At 41.8% G+C, this 15,956-nt stretch carries 8 protein-coding genes and 1 pseudogene; 6 read left to right on the forward strand and 3 right to left on the reverse strand.

Going from position 1 to position 15,956, the window contains the following annotated elements:
- Positions 1 to 53 precede the first annotated feature (53 nt).
- The gene (locus H6G08_RS22850; RefSeq protein ID WP_190547059.1) at positions 54 to 1,637 is read right to left on the reverse strand and encodes a cellulase family glycosylhydrolase; all 1,584 of its coding nucleotides are present in this window, start codon (positions 1,635 to 1,637) and stop codon (positions 54 to 56) included.
- Positions 1,638 to 2,090: 453 nt separating this feature from the next.
- On the opposite strand from H6G08_RS22850, the gene H6G08_RS22855 reads away from it, so the two are divergent.
- Positions 2,091 to 2,909, forward strand: coding sequence for a hypothetical protein (locus tag H6G08_RS22855; RefSeq protein ID WP_190547061.1), 819 nt, complete (start codon positions 2,091 to 2,093; stop codon positions 2,907 to 2,909).
- 445 nt (positions 2,910 to 3,354) lie between these two features.
- On the opposite strand, the gene H6G08_RS22860 is transcribed toward H6G08_RS22855, so the two are convergent.
- On the reverse strand, positions 3,355 to 4,143 hold the full coding sequence (locus tag H6G08_RS22860; RefSeq protein WP_242046239.1) for a hypothetical protein: 789 nt from the start codon (positions 4,141 to 4,143) through the stop codon (positions 3,355 to 3,357).
- A 215-nt stretch (positions 4,144 to 4,358) separates the two neighbouring features.
- Between H6G08_RS22860 and H6G08_RS22865 the strand changes: the two genes are divergently transcribed.
- The 5 genes from H6G08_RS22865 to bcsA all read left to right on the forward strand — a co-directional run bounded on the left by H6G08_RS22865 (position 4,359) and on the right by bcsA (position 15,082).
- Positions 4,359 to 6,101, forward strand: a complete 1,743-nt coding sequence (locus H6G08_RS22865) for a carbohydrate porin (RefSeq protein ID WP_190547062.1) — start codon at positions 4,359 to 4,361, stop codon at positions 6,099 to 6,101.
- The gene (locus tag H6G08_RS22870) at positions 6,098 to 8,455 is read left to right on the forward strand and encodes a tetratricopeptide repeat protein (protein ID WP_190547064.1); all 2,358 of its coding nucleotides are present in this window, start codon (positions 6,098 to 6,100) and stop codon (positions 8,453 to 8,455) included. The genes H6G08_RS22865 and H6G08_RS22870 overlap by 4 nt, the downstream gene beginning before the upstream one ends.
- A gap of 170 nt (positions 8,456 to 8,625) precedes the next feature.
- On the forward strand, positions 8,626 to 9,885 hold the full coding sequence (locus H6G08_RS22875; RefSeq protein ID WP_190547066.1) for a family 8 glycosyl hydrolase: 1,260 nt from the start codon (positions 8,626 to 8,628) through the stop codon (positions 9,883 to 9,885).
- A 136-nt stretch (positions 9,886 to 10,021) separates the two neighbouring features.
- Entirely contained in the window at positions 10,022 to 12,379 is a 2,358-nt protein-coding gene (locus H6G08_RS22880) for a cellulose biosynthesis cyclic di-GMP-binding regulatory protein BcsB (protein WP_190547068.1), read from the forward strand.
- A 93-nt stretch (positions 12,380 to 12,472) separates the two neighbouring features.
- Positions 12,473 to 15,082: a UDP-forming cellulose synthase catalytic subunit gene (gene bcsA / locus H6G08_RS22885; protein WP_190547070.1), complete on the forward strand. Its 2,610-nt coding sequence runs from the start codon at positions 12,473 to 12,475 to the stop codon at positions 15,080 to 15,082.
- 245 nt (positions 15,083 to 15,327) lie between these two features.
- Here the strand turns inward: bcsA and H6G08_RS22890 are convergent.
- Positions 15,328 to 15,852, reverse strand: a pseudogene (locus H6G08_RS22890) (RNA-guided endonuclease IscB); the annotation flags it as partial.
- Between the last annotated feature and the right edge of the window lie 104 nt (positions 15,853 to 15,956).

Consider the following 15,956-nt stretch of genomic DNA (forward strand, 5'->3'; position numbering starts at 1 on the left):
TTCAAAACTAATAGTTAATTTAGGCAAAAGAGAATTCTCTTTTGCCTTTTTTATTATTGGGTAATTTTCACTTCTATATTTTGCAATTGGTAATCTGTACCCAATTTTTGCGCGCAAAAACCAAAATCCCGTGATTGATTTGGTTCAATTACTCTTGCCCAATCCAAAGGAGTGACAATATATTCTGTACCTTGCTGTTGAAAATTAGCGTTCCAAGAATTATTAATCCTAGCTTGATTCATCCGAAATGTCAGTTGCCAGTTGTTCGCTTTACTATTGCTGGAATTGAGAATTTTCAAGTTGGCGCAAAGTCCCGTTTCCCAATTAGCATAAATATTCGTCGTGACTTTTAATTTTGCTGTAGTTGTAGGAGTTGCAGGGATAGGGGGATTGGGAGATGAGGCGACATTCTGGTTATTAACTGCCATCGATGGTAGCAGTTGAGATAATAATTGCTGCTTGGCGCGATCGTAATTTTGCCAGTCATCCAGTAAGATACCCCCTGTATCAGCGCTATTCGGATTCCAACTCCAATAGGCGAAGCTTAAATTATGCTTCTGGATGTATTTCACAAATTCATTTTGCCAAATACCCTCTGGAGAAATATTGTCTACTTGTCGTCCCCCAAACTCGCCAATTAAAATTGGCGCAATATTTTGAGTAGAAATATAGTTAAAGCCGATTTGCCAACGCGGAATGAGATTTTTGGGAAAGCTAGACTCAGAGAAGTAAGGTTGATTGAAAACTCCCGAGCCGTATTCATGGGGAGAATAAACTAATTTACGGCGATTAGTTAAGCGTACTGGATAGCGCTTGACACCCTCTAGATTACCACCTTGCCAATGATGCTTGAGTTTTTGACCAGGAACATTGTTTTCGACGCCTTCAACGATAATTAACCAGTTAGGGTTGATACTGAGAATGGCATTACCTGCACGTTCGGCTGCTAGTCGCCAATCTGTAGCTAAGTCATTAGTACCCCAGCTAGCGCGTCCATGCGGTTCATTTTTTAAGTCTGCACCAATGACGTTAGTTTGATTCTTGTATCTTTCCGCTAACAGTTTCCACGTATCAATCCAGTCGGCTTCTGTAAAGCCGTCTCCATACCACAGTTCGGGAATCCTTTGATCGTTGAGGCGATGGCTATCAAGCAGAATGAATAATCCTTGTCTTTCTGCTTCTTGCACAATCAAGTCCATCACTTCTAACGGCGTTTTGCCTTGAAATTCGATATTGCTACCAATATTAAATTCAACACCATTGATATCAGGCGCTCTCAATCCTGCCACAGAATAAGGCAAGCGAATCAGATTGTACCCCAGCATCTTCATCTGGGAAAGCATCTCTTTGTAATCGCGCTGCCACAACCCATGAGGTACATGTGTCTCTGTTTCCATCCCAAACCAGTTGACACCTCGCAAAAGCACCTGCTTACCTCTAGCATCAACAATCTTTGCACCCAAGGTTGACAGTGGTAGTTGGATTGCAATCGCCGCACTAGCTACATTGAGATGGCTTTGAGCAGGTAGTTGGATCAAACTCCCCAGTAAGCACAATAATAAAGTTGACAAAAATAAAATAAATCTTTGATAAAAAATGAATTGTTTTTGTGTATTTTTCAACAAGAAATATCGCATATTTTTGATTATTTACTTACGTAGATTCACTATCTGTTAAAAATGGTTATAGCCACGAGCGAGAGGTGATTACGAATTAAAAATTATCCATAAAAGTACTATCTCCTAGAGAGATATCCTCAGCATCTAATGTTCCCTATTTTGTCAGAAATTTATCATCATTATATCCTCCAAATATATATAAAATAAGCTTTCTCAAGCTTCCTCTGTATATTCATGAATATTTTGATACTAGTACTTTGGTAATTAAATTTACGAAAAATTTAATTAGTTCTCCGAGTTCTTCATGAGTCTCATATTGCATATTAGGCATTAAGAGAATAATTTGGATACTAATGCAGTAAAAATTATTCACTAACTGCTGAACAGCTATCAACGCTAGATTTCATCAGTAGTAATACCATGCTGCAATCTACCTCTTATTTTTGTAGACAAACAACCCAAATTTCCTCTATGTCTCTATCTGCATTACAGAAATTCTTTCTACCACCAATTGTTGCTTCCTGCGGTGTATTTTCAGTAATGTCATTTCCTCTAGCTACACTAGGGGAAAAGCAAATAGCTATTAAATTTCAAGAAGAACCTATTTTTTACGGCAAACTGAGAGATGTTGCAATTCCCTATGTCATCTTATCAACCACAATTAGTATAGGTGCTGGGATATCAGCAGCTGCTGTTTGTGGATGGAGACACTCTTCTCGCAAATCCGCAAAATATGAGCAAGAATTATCTCATCTAGAGCAACACCTACAGGAAAAAGACGCCTTACTTAAAGAACTAAAGCACTCAGAATCTCGCCTGCAAATATCTGGATTGAAGGCTTTCTTGGATGATGACGTACCTTTAAATCAAGCTCTTTTTGCCAACACCTTACCTAATACCTTTTCCGAACCTGTTGTAGTGCAAACTCCACCAGTGGTATATCAACAGCCTGTTAATTCTCTACCCCCTGTTGTTACGCAAGACAATAATCATAAAACTGTGAAACCTGCTGCTGCAACTTCTAAATTTGCATCTGCGCAAACCTTCATCAGCTATTCTCAAAATCACACAAACAATCGACCAGAAGCTGCTACTGCAAATCCAGTCAGTAAAAGCACGATTACAGCCAGTGAGTTTGAAGAGTTACAAAAACAACTCAAAGAAATGATGTTGCAAATGCAAAAAATGCAGCAAAATTTGCAATTTATTCCTCAAGCACCAAATCCTGCGCCAAAAACGCCAAATAAATTGCAAGCTTTCTATGAAGTTTCCACTAGTAATCCGTTTTAATCATTAACTTACAATAATCAAATAAGCTGCTTTTATGCAGCTTACTTGATAATCTTGATTGGATTATGACTTAAGCAATTAGCATAGTTATCAATCAAGATTATGTTTGTCAATAGAACATAGGGAAAGTTTGTCAGATATACTCAGATCGCTTTTAAGCTGTTCCACATTTAACTTGCATATTAATTCGATTAGACTGTTGATCGTTGACCGTTGATAGTTAACAGTCAACAATCACTACGAGTAGTGATGTAATTTAGATGTGCATTACCTGACAAAGATATCTGAGTACAATCTACCTAGATAGCAATCCCAGCAATATTGACAGCCTCAACTATCAATTAAAAGATAATAGCCTCAGTCTTTGTGATTAATATTTAGTTACTTTAGTGAAACACACCCCACCTTAATTAAATTTAGGTGGGGTTATCATCAAAATTTCTGGTTAACGCAGAAATTCAGCAGGAAGCATAGAAGCATTAGTCTGTCTAGTTTTAGCTGGTGGTATTGATGTCGTACTCGCAACTCTCGGTTCTGGGAGAATTTGATATCGATTTCCCCAGCCACCATTCATCTCTTCTGGTAATAAACGCGGTGGTGTTGTTTTACCTGTAGGTAGAGGAAGCAATAAAGTTTGACTTGCTTGTGCATACTTTTCACCTTCATTCGTGAAGCGCACTAACTTACCATTCAGTTCTGGAGTTACTAGCTGTGGCGTTTCTGCAGATTTTTGATTATCTGATTGTTCCCACTGACCAGCCGGATCGAAAGTTGCAATAAATGTCACGCCACTTTCAGGTGTAAGTTTCATCTGTGCTTGATTCCCTTGCCAAACTTCCTGAAAACGACCATCTGGCGCGACTTCCCACAACTTCAGATCGGCTTCCCACTTTCCTTGTTTCACTTCAACAATTTGGCGCGCCAGAATTGAAAGTTGAGTACTGTTATGAGAGTTCAATAATACTCCTGGTTGTCCTGCTTTCGGACGTAAATAGCGGACTGCGGCGACACTAATGCGACTGGATTCAGGTAAATTTGTATTGCCAGTAATTTTGTATAATCTATTACTTTCTGTAGATTGAACATTTTGAATCTCTAACTGGGTTTCTACTGATGCTTTTTTTTCGCAACCGTAATTACTAAACAACAGTATGAGACAAATAATTGCTAAAGGAGAAGCGGAAAATGAGTCTTGCATTTTCTGGCACAAAACTTGTAAATTAAGTATTTTCATGGATAAATTGGGCTGAAGTGGTTCTTTACCTTTTTAGTTAAGGTTTTTATTTATTCTGCCCAATTTACTGACAAAAATTGCAAGGTTTATCAACTTTTTACATAACGTTTTTAGCAAATACAAAGTTTGTCAATATTGATGTTATTACTCAGATTATTTGCTAAAGTAGCAACATTAAATAAAGTAAAGACTTACTAGTAAATCCAACTAGGCTCATGAGCCAAAAAGTATTCAATAGTCCGAGACTTACTTGTTCAAAACAGCCCCAAAAGGTGTACTTACTGCTGAGTAATCTCGCAGTCTCGATTTTTTGGGTATTGGCTGTGAGTGAAGCATCGTTAGCTCAAGTGAACGTGGTTCAACCAGAAACTAACGATCTGCATCTAGGTGATACAAACTTGTTACCAGTACCGCCATCTTCTGTACCTGTGGGGAAAGCAGTACTGGGATTACAAACTGTACCTCCGCCACCAACAACAGATAGGGTAGATGGGATAGCTATTGCACCTATTGGTAATCCTTTACCAGTAGTACCAGCACAACCAGTTATCAATCTCCAACAACAGGAGAGTGGCTTTATTCAACAGCAGGTGAGGGGAAGAAGTAATTCTGCTCAACCCCAGGTACAAAAGCCGAAGACTGTATTGCAAACAGCAGTAGGTGGAGATAATTCTGACTTTGGTTTGGGATTGGTGAAACAGGGAGAAAATCCACAGCCACAACTACCGCCACTTCCCGGCCAAGTTGTCGCCCAAGAATTTACTGCATCAACAACACCAACATTTAACCAGGTACTTAATTCCCAAGTAGCTCCCTTACCACCGCTTCCTGGGACAACCAGCAGCATACAATCTAACGTCTCTACCCCAACGCCTACTTTTAATCAATTACTGACTACACCGACTCCAGCTGCACCCATACAACCAAAAACCATTGTTAGTCAACAACGCCCTCAGTTTACTAGCAGTGCTTTAAAAGAACCCTATTTACAAATCCAAGGCGTCTATGTGACTCAAGGCGGTGATACCTCAGCAAGGGCGAGAGTTACGGGAGTATATCCCATCTCTCCGCAAGCCTTATTTGGTGCAACTATTGACTTAACTAGTGAAGGTAGCAGCTTTGATGATTCTAGACGCGAGGGTTTGAACATCAACGAGCTTTATTTAGCCACCTCTATCGCCGGTATACCGAATCTGCGATTTGTAGTAGGTCAAATGGATTTAACCTCTTATTTTGACCGGAATAGCTTTGCAAAAGATGGTGCTAGCCAATTCTTTAACCCCGTATTTCAAACCAACCCCGCATTAGCCGCCACGGGGATTGCGTCTCGTCCTGGCTTGTTAGTTAACTGGAGCGTTACTGACAATATTGAAGCTAAAGCTGCTGTTTTCTCTTCATCAGACAAAATCAGTGACTTTTCCTTAGATGGCTTTGCGGGAGAAGTTGGCGTTCGTTATGGTAATGCGATTATTCGCGGTACTTATGCTTCCAATCGCGATGGTGGTGTTCGGGATAGCTTTGCCGAAAGTTACAGCATTGCTAGAGGAAATAATCAATTTGGGCCTATTGAAAGCGATCGCGAAGAAGCTTATGGTTTGAATGCTGAAGTCTTTATACCCAATTTAAAATTAGGCCTTTTTGGCCGCTATGGTCGCTATGAAAACCGCGACTTAGGACAAGGTGCAGATACCTATGTTTTAGGAGCCACCTTATTAGATTTATTTACGCGAGACGATCGCCTGGGACTAGCTTACGGACGAGCCTTATCGAACGAAAGCCTACGTCGTAGCGATCAATCTCGACCAGATGTAGTGGAACTTTATTACGATTTTCAACTTATTCCCAATCTGCGTCTAGGTTTTACCGTTCAAGGACGGGATAATTTCTCGGAAACAGTTGTAGGTGTGAGAGTAAAATCCGAGTTTGATGTGACTCCAAGAGGGAGAAATGCTCGATGAGGCAACATAAACAAGGCAAAAGCCAAAAGTCAAAAGGTATATGTATTCAATATCTTTCTCTTTTGACTTTTTCATTGCCCCTTTTTACTTATTTAATCGCTGTGCCACCTTTAGGCAGCATTGCCTCTGCCCAAGCACAAAATGTATCGGCATCTGTAAAAAAGGGTTTTACCTTGTTAAATCAGGGGTTAGTCAATGATGCCATGACTACGTTTCAACAAGTACTCAAGAGGGAACCCTCATCTTTACAAGCAAGGTTAGGGTTAGCGATCGCTTATCGTCGCGCTGGACGCATTTCTGAAGCCTGGAATGCCTATCAACAGGTACTAGCGATAGATCCGAATAACTCACTAGCTTTAAAAACTATTGGGTTGTTAGGTACTTACCGTCCAGAGTGGCAAGTACAAGGGATTACAGCTTTAACAACTTTTCTCAAGTCAAATCCCAACGATATCGAAGCCCTCGGTTACCGCGCCCAACTCTATTCTTACCAGGGAAGGTTTGCCGAGTCCCTCGCAGATTATCGACTGGTACTAGCTAATAACCCCACGCCAGAAGTCGTCATTGGTGCGGCGCAAGCTTATAGCTACAGTAACGATTTTCCTAAAGCTTTGGAGTTATTTAACCGCTACCAAAGTATGGGTAAACCCATAGTTGGCTATGCTGCTGTAGCTTACGGTCGCACTTTAAGAGAAACTGGTGATAGTAGAGGGGCGGTACAAGTTTTAGAAGCCCAGTTAAAGCGCTCCAGTAGCCTAGATGCCCTAGCTATAGAGACTCGTAAGGAACTAGCTATTGCTTACCTTGCCAATCAACAGCAAGCACAAGCCTTAGCCATATTAGATCCATTACAAGGTAGAGCCGATGCGATTTTACCCTTAGCGCGATCGCTCAATGAAATTCGCAAGCGGGTCAACAATCCTACTCTGACACAGCAAGTTATCAGTCTCTATAATCAGGCTCTAAGTAATAATCCCAATCCTTCCCCCACATTACTACGAGAAGTTGCTGATGTTTTTAGCGCCTTCCCCCAAGGAAGACAAACAGCTCTGAAAATTTACCGACAAATAGCTTCTCAATTTCCAGGCGATCGCGGTTTGCTAGTACAGCAATTAGCCTTGGAATCTCAACTAGGAATGGTGGGTAAAAATGAACTCAAGCAACGTTTAGCTGCTATTTTGCAACCGCTACCCACAAACTCTGCTCAACTACAGCAACTCGCTAACGCTTTAGTTAATATCAATACTCCCGATGCCGAATTTCTACCTGTTTACCAAACTATTTTGCGATCGGGAGTCAATGCACCATTCTTGAATTTTCGGATAGCTCAGATGTATATCCAGCAGAATGACCTGAATGGTGCTAGGCAAGCTTTAGCAGCTTACACAGCTAGCAATACAAATTCTCAAGATCTAGCCCCGCAATTACTAGCAGCAGAAATTGAGCGCCGGGAAGGGAGTTTAGAAGCTAGTGCCCGACGCTACCAAGCCATACTGACTGCTCGTCCTGATAGTAATGATATTATTGACGGCGCTTTGCGGGGACTGGCTGGTGTGCGGTTGCAACAAAAAAATCTTGATGAAGCTGTAGCCATATATGACCAATTAATCAATCGCAATCCTCAAGATTTACCAACTCAACTAGGACGCGCCAGTATTGCCTATCAAGCTAAACGGATTTCCCAACCAGAAGCAGAAGCAGTTTTGAATAATTGGTTAGCAACTCAACCGGCAACTAATACACCTTCAGAACTATATAGTTTGGCGGGCGTGCTACCTGCCGACCCCCAACGAGAAGCTTTATATAATTACTTATTGCAACTCGATCCCAGTTATATCCCTCTGCAACTGCGCTTAGTGCAAGTGATAGCCCAACGCAATCCCGGTCAAGCGCAAGCTAGGGTCAAACAGTTAATTGCTCGTTTAGCTAATAACTCAGATTCCTATCAGTTACAGGCAGAATTAGCTCGTGCTGTTGGTAATTTGGATTTAGCCAGTGTGGCTTATGAAAATATTCTGGCACAGCAACCAGATAACATTGATGCCTTGGCAGCATTGGGCGGAATTCAGTTTGAACAACGCCGCTTTGAGTCAGCCCAGGAAATTTACAATCAGGTGTTGGCACAAAAGCCAGACGATAAAGATACCAGACGGGCTTTAGCTGGATTGAGTACGGTTCTCGATCAACCCTTATCAGCATTAACACAGCTAGAAAAACTACAAATGGAAACTATGGCTCAAGGATCTGTAGATACAGATATAGACCGCCAGATGCGACAAATCCAAGAAGACTTTCTGCTGCGGCGAGGGTTTCAACCTGCTTGGGAAGATTCACAACGCAGAAGTAAAAATTAGCGATCGCCCAGATTTCTTTATCAAAGATTAGCAATGCGTAGTTAATTGTGAACCACTTGAGGGGAAAAATAAGTGCAGGTTTCGTGAGTATAAACAACCAAATATCTAGGTTTTCTTTGTTCACCTCCTGCACCCTTTGTCAACGTTTCACAAACCAAACAGTTCTTAGGATGCGGTACCTCTCAAAACTGGCAGTAATTCTCTGCCCGCTCGGTCTATCAGCTTGTGTCTTAGTAGTGAATCCCAAAACACCAAACGATTTACCTACTCCAGTACCAAATGTTACTCCTGTAGATGGTAGCGATCAAAAGTCAGTGTTTTTGGCTGCTTTACCTGAATCAACCCCAAATCGACAATTACTAGTTGAAAGCTGGGATAGCTACCGCCGCAAATTTATTCAAGGTGATGGACGAGTCATCGACTATGAAGCGAGCGATCATTCCACTAGTGAAGGTCAAGCTTATGCGATGTTGCGAGCTGTGTTCATTGACGATCCAGAAACATTTGCTCTGACTTTAAAGTGGGCAGAAAGTAATCTGCTAAGGCAACAAAATGGCAAACCTACAGATAATTTGTGGGCTTGGAAGTGGGGTAAAAAGCCAGATAATAGCTGGGGTATTATCGACAGCAACTTTGCCAGCGATGGTGATATAGATGCCATTACCGCCTTGATTTTGGCATCACGGCGTTGGCAGCGTCCAGAATATATGGAACTGGCGAAAACCAAATTACGAGATTTGTGGAACCTATCTACTATTTCTGGAACTGATGGTAAACGCTATCTGCTACCCGGCCCCACAGCCGCCTTTGTCCCCAATGAATCCACCCTCTATCTCAACCCTTCATATTTGGCTCCTTATGCTTTTCGCATATTTGCCCAAATTGACTCTGGACATGATTGGTTGAGTTTAGTCGATAGCAGCTACCAAATTTTGGAAAACTCTGCACGACTGTCTACTGTGGGTTTACCTAGCGATTGGGTAGCGTTAGATCTCAAAACCAATCAATTCCAAACTATGCCAAACTCTAGTGCCCTCAAGAGTTTGTATAGTTTCGATGCTTACCGCGTTTGGTGGCGGTTATCACTGGATGCTGTGTGGTTCAATTCACCCCAAGCCCAGCAATATTTACAGCAATCTACTCAAAACCTACAAAATCTATGGACGCAAAAATCTTATCTTCCTGCACGTATAGATCTCCAAGGAAATCAATTAGTAGATTACGATGCTACATCTCAGTACGCCATGTTCTATGCTGCCATGCGCTTGGTTAAACCCTCAATAGCATCAGAAGTACTGACGAAAAAATTGCTACCGCAATACAAGCAAGGAATTTGGGGAGAACACTCTGCTTATTACACCCAAAATTTAGCTTGGTTAGGGTTATGGTCTCCAGATTCACTACCAAGGGAACTGATTCTAGGTAAGTAGCACCAAGTTTGTAGTTTAGCCATCAAACAGAGGAGTGGAAAGCGATCGCGCATATGTAAATACTAACTTATCTCGTATTGTTTCATAAGTAATTAATTAAACACAAAAACTAAGAAAATCTACCATACGGCATACCATGAAGCAGTTGTTTCATCTTTTACCCACTGGCACAACAATAGTCGTTGCGACTTCCTGCTATTTATTGTTTCCTGATGCATTAACCAGGGTTAATGCTCAGAGCAAAGCTAACAACCAGCAGCCAGTTATTTTATTAGCACAAGCAGATACAGAGGCTAAGAGTACACAAAAGTCACCAGCCAACTCTTTATCCGAAGCAACTGATGCCAAAAATCTCATAACTTACAATCTAGAATTTAATCGCAGTCCGGTTGTTGGTAACCGGATGCGTTTACGAGGGGTTTATTCTGAAGGTCGCCTTGCTTTTACCCGTCCCCGTAATTGGAAATTGGATAAAGGACAAGTCAAAGCCTTAATCCGCTTTCAACATTCTCCAGCTTTATATGCCAGTCGCTCTAATTTGACAGTGCTACTCAACGGTACGAGCGTCGGTAGCGTACCACTTAACCGCAAACAGTCGCAAATCGGTCAAGTGTTGTTAAATATACCGTCAAATTTAGTTCAGGACTATAACGAGTTAACAATTGTCGCTCAACAAAGCAACTCTCTAGAATGCAGTAATCCCAATAGTCCAGATTTGTGGACAGAAATTCTGCCCGATTCTAAATTGATTTTTAACTTTCAACAGCAGCCAATTCCCCTCAACTTTAGTCGCTATCCCTATCCTGTCTTTGATGAACTGGGCTTAGATACCAACCAAATTGTTTATCTGCAACCTAACCAAGTCAGTCAAACTTGGCTAACTCCAGCAGCTCGCTTACAAGCTTCTCTAGGAAGAACTGCGGATTTTCGCCCCATGCAAACAAGCTTGGTATCGGATGTATCAGATGTCAAGCCAAACCAACGCTTAGTCATTATTGGGACTCCTAGCGAACAACCCGCCCTTGCTAGTTGGAAGAATTTACCTTTGAAAGTTGTTAGCTCTCAAATTCTCGATCGCGATAACAACCCCATACCTGAAGATACAGGTGTATTGCTGATTACCCGCACTGAGAAGAGTAATGCTCCTGTATTAATTGCGACTGGCAATAGCAGCCAAGCTGTAGCCAAAGCAGTACAGTTTCTCACACAGCCTGACGTGCGGAAAATGGGTACAGGTCAAGTAATTTTAGTCGATAAACTTCAGGATACAGCCACACCTGGAACCCGCCAATGGCCGCGTTATTTACCAGAGAAGAATACATTCCAACTCAGCGAGATTAAAACCCAGGTAAACGGTCAACCTTTTACTGATGTGACTGTACGTGGTGCAGCTGCGCCAGCAATTGATATTGATTTTCGGGCTTTACCTGACGATCGCTTTCTGCGCGGTAGTTCAATGAACTTGGTTTATAGCTATGGGCCGCAAATGAACCCCAGAACCTCAGCCATAGAAGTACTGCTAGATGGGGTATTCATCGGTGGTGCGCGTCTAGATTCTGAATCTGGTGCAAATCGCAAAAACCTGAAAGTTAATTTACCAGAAAACCTAGTTAAGCCTAACTCTCGACTGCAAGTGTTTTTCCGGATGAATTCGCGAGAACCATTTGATCAACAAAACTGTCTCCAACCACCAGATCAACAACTCACAGGGACGGTGCATTCGGATACTAGTTTTGACTTGCGACGAGAAGTTTCTGCAGATTTACCAGATTTAAATCTGTTGAAATTTGGTTATCCATTGGCTGCACCTCAAGATTTATCGAACACCGCGATCGTTCTACCCCAAAACCCCACAGCTACAGATGTGTTAACTTTGCTAGCTTTGAGCGAACGCTTAGGAAGAATCAGCCAAGCAGATACGGTCAAATTAGATGTTTATACTCCAGATTCATTACCAGAAACAGTCCGCAAAAATAACAATTTAGTGGGAATTGGTACTAGAGAAAAGTTTCCCCTTCCGGATGTATTTCAATCTGGTGGCTTAAATTTGAGTCAAGCATTTTCTCGCTTATCCGCCCAAGCAACGGTGCAAACTCCACAGGACGCCCAAGGGATGATTAAGCAAATTATTTCCCCTTGGAATAAAGAGCGCGTGCTTTTGGCTTTGACAGCTCAATCGGATACTGGTTTAGAAAGAGTGCGTCAAGTGTTCAATCAAGATCCGTGGTTCTTCCAACTCAAAAAAGACACGGTGCTGATTAGCAGCGATCAAAAAGACCCCAATCCCTATGATGCTGATGCTTACCAGCTAGATTTTTTCCAAAGCGCGCCAAAGGTGAATCGCATCGAAAAGACCACGCTCTTAAGTAAGGTATCGCGGCTCATCCAAGAAAATTGGCTATTACTACCTCTAGGAATTGTGGGTTTATCGGTGCTGCTTTACGGCATTTCTCAGTTGTATATCAAGCGGCTAGCTAATTCGGAAAAGAAATAAAAAATTCCCATGCACGCAGGAAAAACTCAAAATTTTCTGCGTGCAATGACAAATGCTCTCTCAAATCTCACATCCAAAATTTAACATCAGATAATGTCTTCTTCTTATAGACCACCGCGTAAACCAGGCGATCGCCAGCGCCCTAAATTGGGTAACTGGCTGATTGACCTTACCCCTAAATTCTTTGATCGTCATCTTGAGCAAGTCGGTCTCAAACAGTTAAAGTGGCTGGCACTGCTGCTATTAATAGTTTCTGTGCCGTTAGTTATTACGCCGATACAAGTTTGGCAACAAGGTGCAGTTGCTGTCTTTTTAATATTACTTGGTCAGTTAGTTGTCCAAGCAGAAAATGAAGAATCTTCTCCCGAAATCAGCCAGTATTATCATTTATTTATGATCTGGCTGAGTTTGGTGACAACACTGCGTTATTTATACTACCGTCTCAGCTATACGCTTAATTTTGACGGTTGGGTAAATAGTATTGCTTGTTTGCTGCTATTGGCGGCGGAACTTTATGCTATTTTGACCTTGGTATTGGCATATTTTCAAACACTGAAAATTAAAGAACGTCAACCTGTTAATTTATCTACTATCCCAGAAGCTGAATGGTTTAGCGTTGATATCTACATTCCGACTTACAACGAAGATGTGGAAATTGTCCGCAAGACAGCGTTAGCAGCCTTAGCTTGTGACTATGCTCTGGGGAAAAAGAAAGTTTATATTCTTGATGATGGTCGTCCAGAAAGATATCCAGAAGGCGATCCGCGTCGGGAAAAGTTCCGCGCCAGACGGGAGCAAATCAGGCAAATGTGCCAAGAACTCGGCTGCATCCACATGACGCGGAATAATAACGAACATGCCAAGGCTGGTAATATTAATACGGCGTTTTACAAAACTGATGGGGATTTGGTGCTGATTTTGGATTGTGACCACATTCCATCGCGCCAATTTCTACTGCACACCACAGGCTTCTTTTATGACCCGAAAGTCTCCTTCGTGCAAACGCCTCACTGGTTCTATAATCCCGACCCCTTTGAGCGGAATTTGCTCACCGATGGTAAAATTCCGGTGGGTAATGAACTGTTTTATAAAGTACTGCAAAAAGGTAATGATTTTTGGAATGCTGCCTTCTTTTGCGGTTCAGCAGCATTGATGCGGAAAACCCATGTTTTAGAAGTTGGAGGAATTGCTGTAGAAACCGTGACAGAAGACTGTCATACTGCTTTGCGGTTGCATTCCAAGGGTTACAAGTCGGTCTACTACGACAAAATTATGGTGGCTGGTTTAGCACCAGAAACCTTTTCTTCTTATGTGGGACAACAAGTACGTTGGGCCCGGGGAATGGCACAGATATTGCGGTTAGAAAACCCCTTATTTAACCCTAAACTGAAGTTAACATTAGCCCAAAGGATTTGTTATTTCAGTGCCACGTCGCACTTTTTATATGGATATCCTCGATTAATATATGCGATCGCTCCTACCCTATTTTTATTATTTGGCATTAACTCCGTCCAAGGTTTAGGTTTAGAAACTTTAGCTTACGCTATCCCCCATATACTTCTCTCCCTGTCAGCCAATTACATCATCTACAAACAAGTCCGCTTCTCGTTCTGGAATGAAATTTTTGAATTTGCAATGGCTTTCCAGGCTGGGTGGGTAACTATGTTGGCGCTAATTAATCCCAAGATGGGGTCATTTAACGTCACGGATAAAGGTGTGTCTGTTAACAAACGTACCTTTGACTGGCAATCAATGCGCAGTCTGTTGTTAGTGACGTTAGTGGTAGTTGCTTCTTTAGTGGCTATCCCCTATTGGCTATTGCTACGGCCTGAAGATTGGCAAGCTGTGCTAGTCAATACCATGTGGTCTATTTTAAACCTGATTTTATTGGTAGCTGCTTTGTTAGTTGGCTTTGAACAACCGCAAATCCGTTCTGCACACCGATTACAGCGACGCCTAAATGTGGTTATTTCTAGTAACGACCAAGTAGTAATGGGGGAAACAATCAATATTTCCGAAACTGGGGCGTTAATTTCTTTGGAATCTTGGCCGAATTTAGCCGATGAAGTCGAAATTGAGGTCATGGGCGACTTTACTGCTAGTGCTACCCTCACAGCCAGAATTATCCGGATTTCTCCGTATAACGATACAGAAACCCATTTAGCAGTTGATTTTATCAATACTACTCCGGCTCAACTGGATGCTTTGACTTTGGTGTTGTACTCGGATGTCCGAGAATGGTATTCCCAAAAACGCCAATATATAGATCGGCCAATGGCTTCCTTTGGATTTTTGGCGACTAGTTTGCGGCGTTCTTTACGGGATATCAAACAACCCAGTCGCAAAAAGGTACGCAAACAAGTCCAAACTATCGGTCAACTTTATTGGGATGGTCACTTTTTCTCTGGAGTCGCCACAGAATTAGGGGTAACAGGTTTACGCTTGGAATTAGAAGATACAAAAGCTGTATCCTCTAACCGCATATTACGAGAGCATGATTGGCATACCATGCGCACAGTCAAGCCGTTGGTGGGATTGCTGTTGAATCGGGATGGGGATGAGCTTTCATCTAGCCGATTTGTGGCAGAAATTACCTCGGTAGAAGAACAACCCAACGGTAAAATTGCGATCGAGTTGAATTTCCCGGATAAATTTAAGCAGCGTCAAGACATCAAAATTAAACAACTTTTACAAGTCTTGTAGTTACAACTACAGAAAGACCATAATTTTAGCTTCTAGTCAACACAAAGCGCGCTTTAGCAACAGCTAGAGCCGCTTTTTCATCTCAAACCTCCAGGAGACCCCCACCAAATCTGTACTCAGATTGGTGGTGGGAGGAATGGAGGGTCAATTGCGTTCGCGTAGCGTGCCGCAGGCAAACTTCCCTTGAGTGAATTTGTGCGTTAGCACAAACAATGATGGGGACAGTTGAGCAATTGACAAATCTTTTACTGTGCATAAGAATAACCGTCTTTTGAATGAATGCGTTGACAAAACTTCTGTGATATTCCTTGAATTAACCCGTTTTTTGTAGAAATGTTAAAATTGCCTGATGAGCGAATAGCAACCTTTCCAACATACTCACCAACCTTTTTACCAGTGGTTACAACTGCTTTTACAATGTCCCCAGTTTGAAAATTAAAATGTATTTTTTCTCTTGGTACATGACGACTCGGAAACCCGAATTTATCTGTACGGCATGACTGTCTAGAACCATGTCCGTTAGCTGTAATTAACAATGGTTTAACTCCTTTAATTTTGAGAATTGGCGTTGATTTGCCAACACAAGCAGCATCAATCCAATGAGTTTTATCTAAGTTCTGTTGACAGCGATTGTAATTTGTTAAACCTCCTGAACCCGTTTCTACAGGTAATCCAGTCGCTTTTAAAACTTACAATAATCCATGTCTAGTAGTGTTAACTACTGCTGCATCAGCCAAGGATCTTTTCGCTTGTGCCAAGATTTTCTGTAAGAGGGTGTTTGAAAAGTTTTTAGGGGTCAAATTTTATGCTAGCCGCCTCACCATAATACGGATCATAGCAAGGTAGATAAAGGTTTCTGAAGTTTCGGGTAATA

Source organism: Calothrix anomala FACHB-343, from assembly GCF_014696435.1.
GTDB lineage: Bacteria > Cyanobacteriota > Cyanobacteriia > Cyanobacteriales > Nostocaceae > Aulosira > Aulosira anomala_A.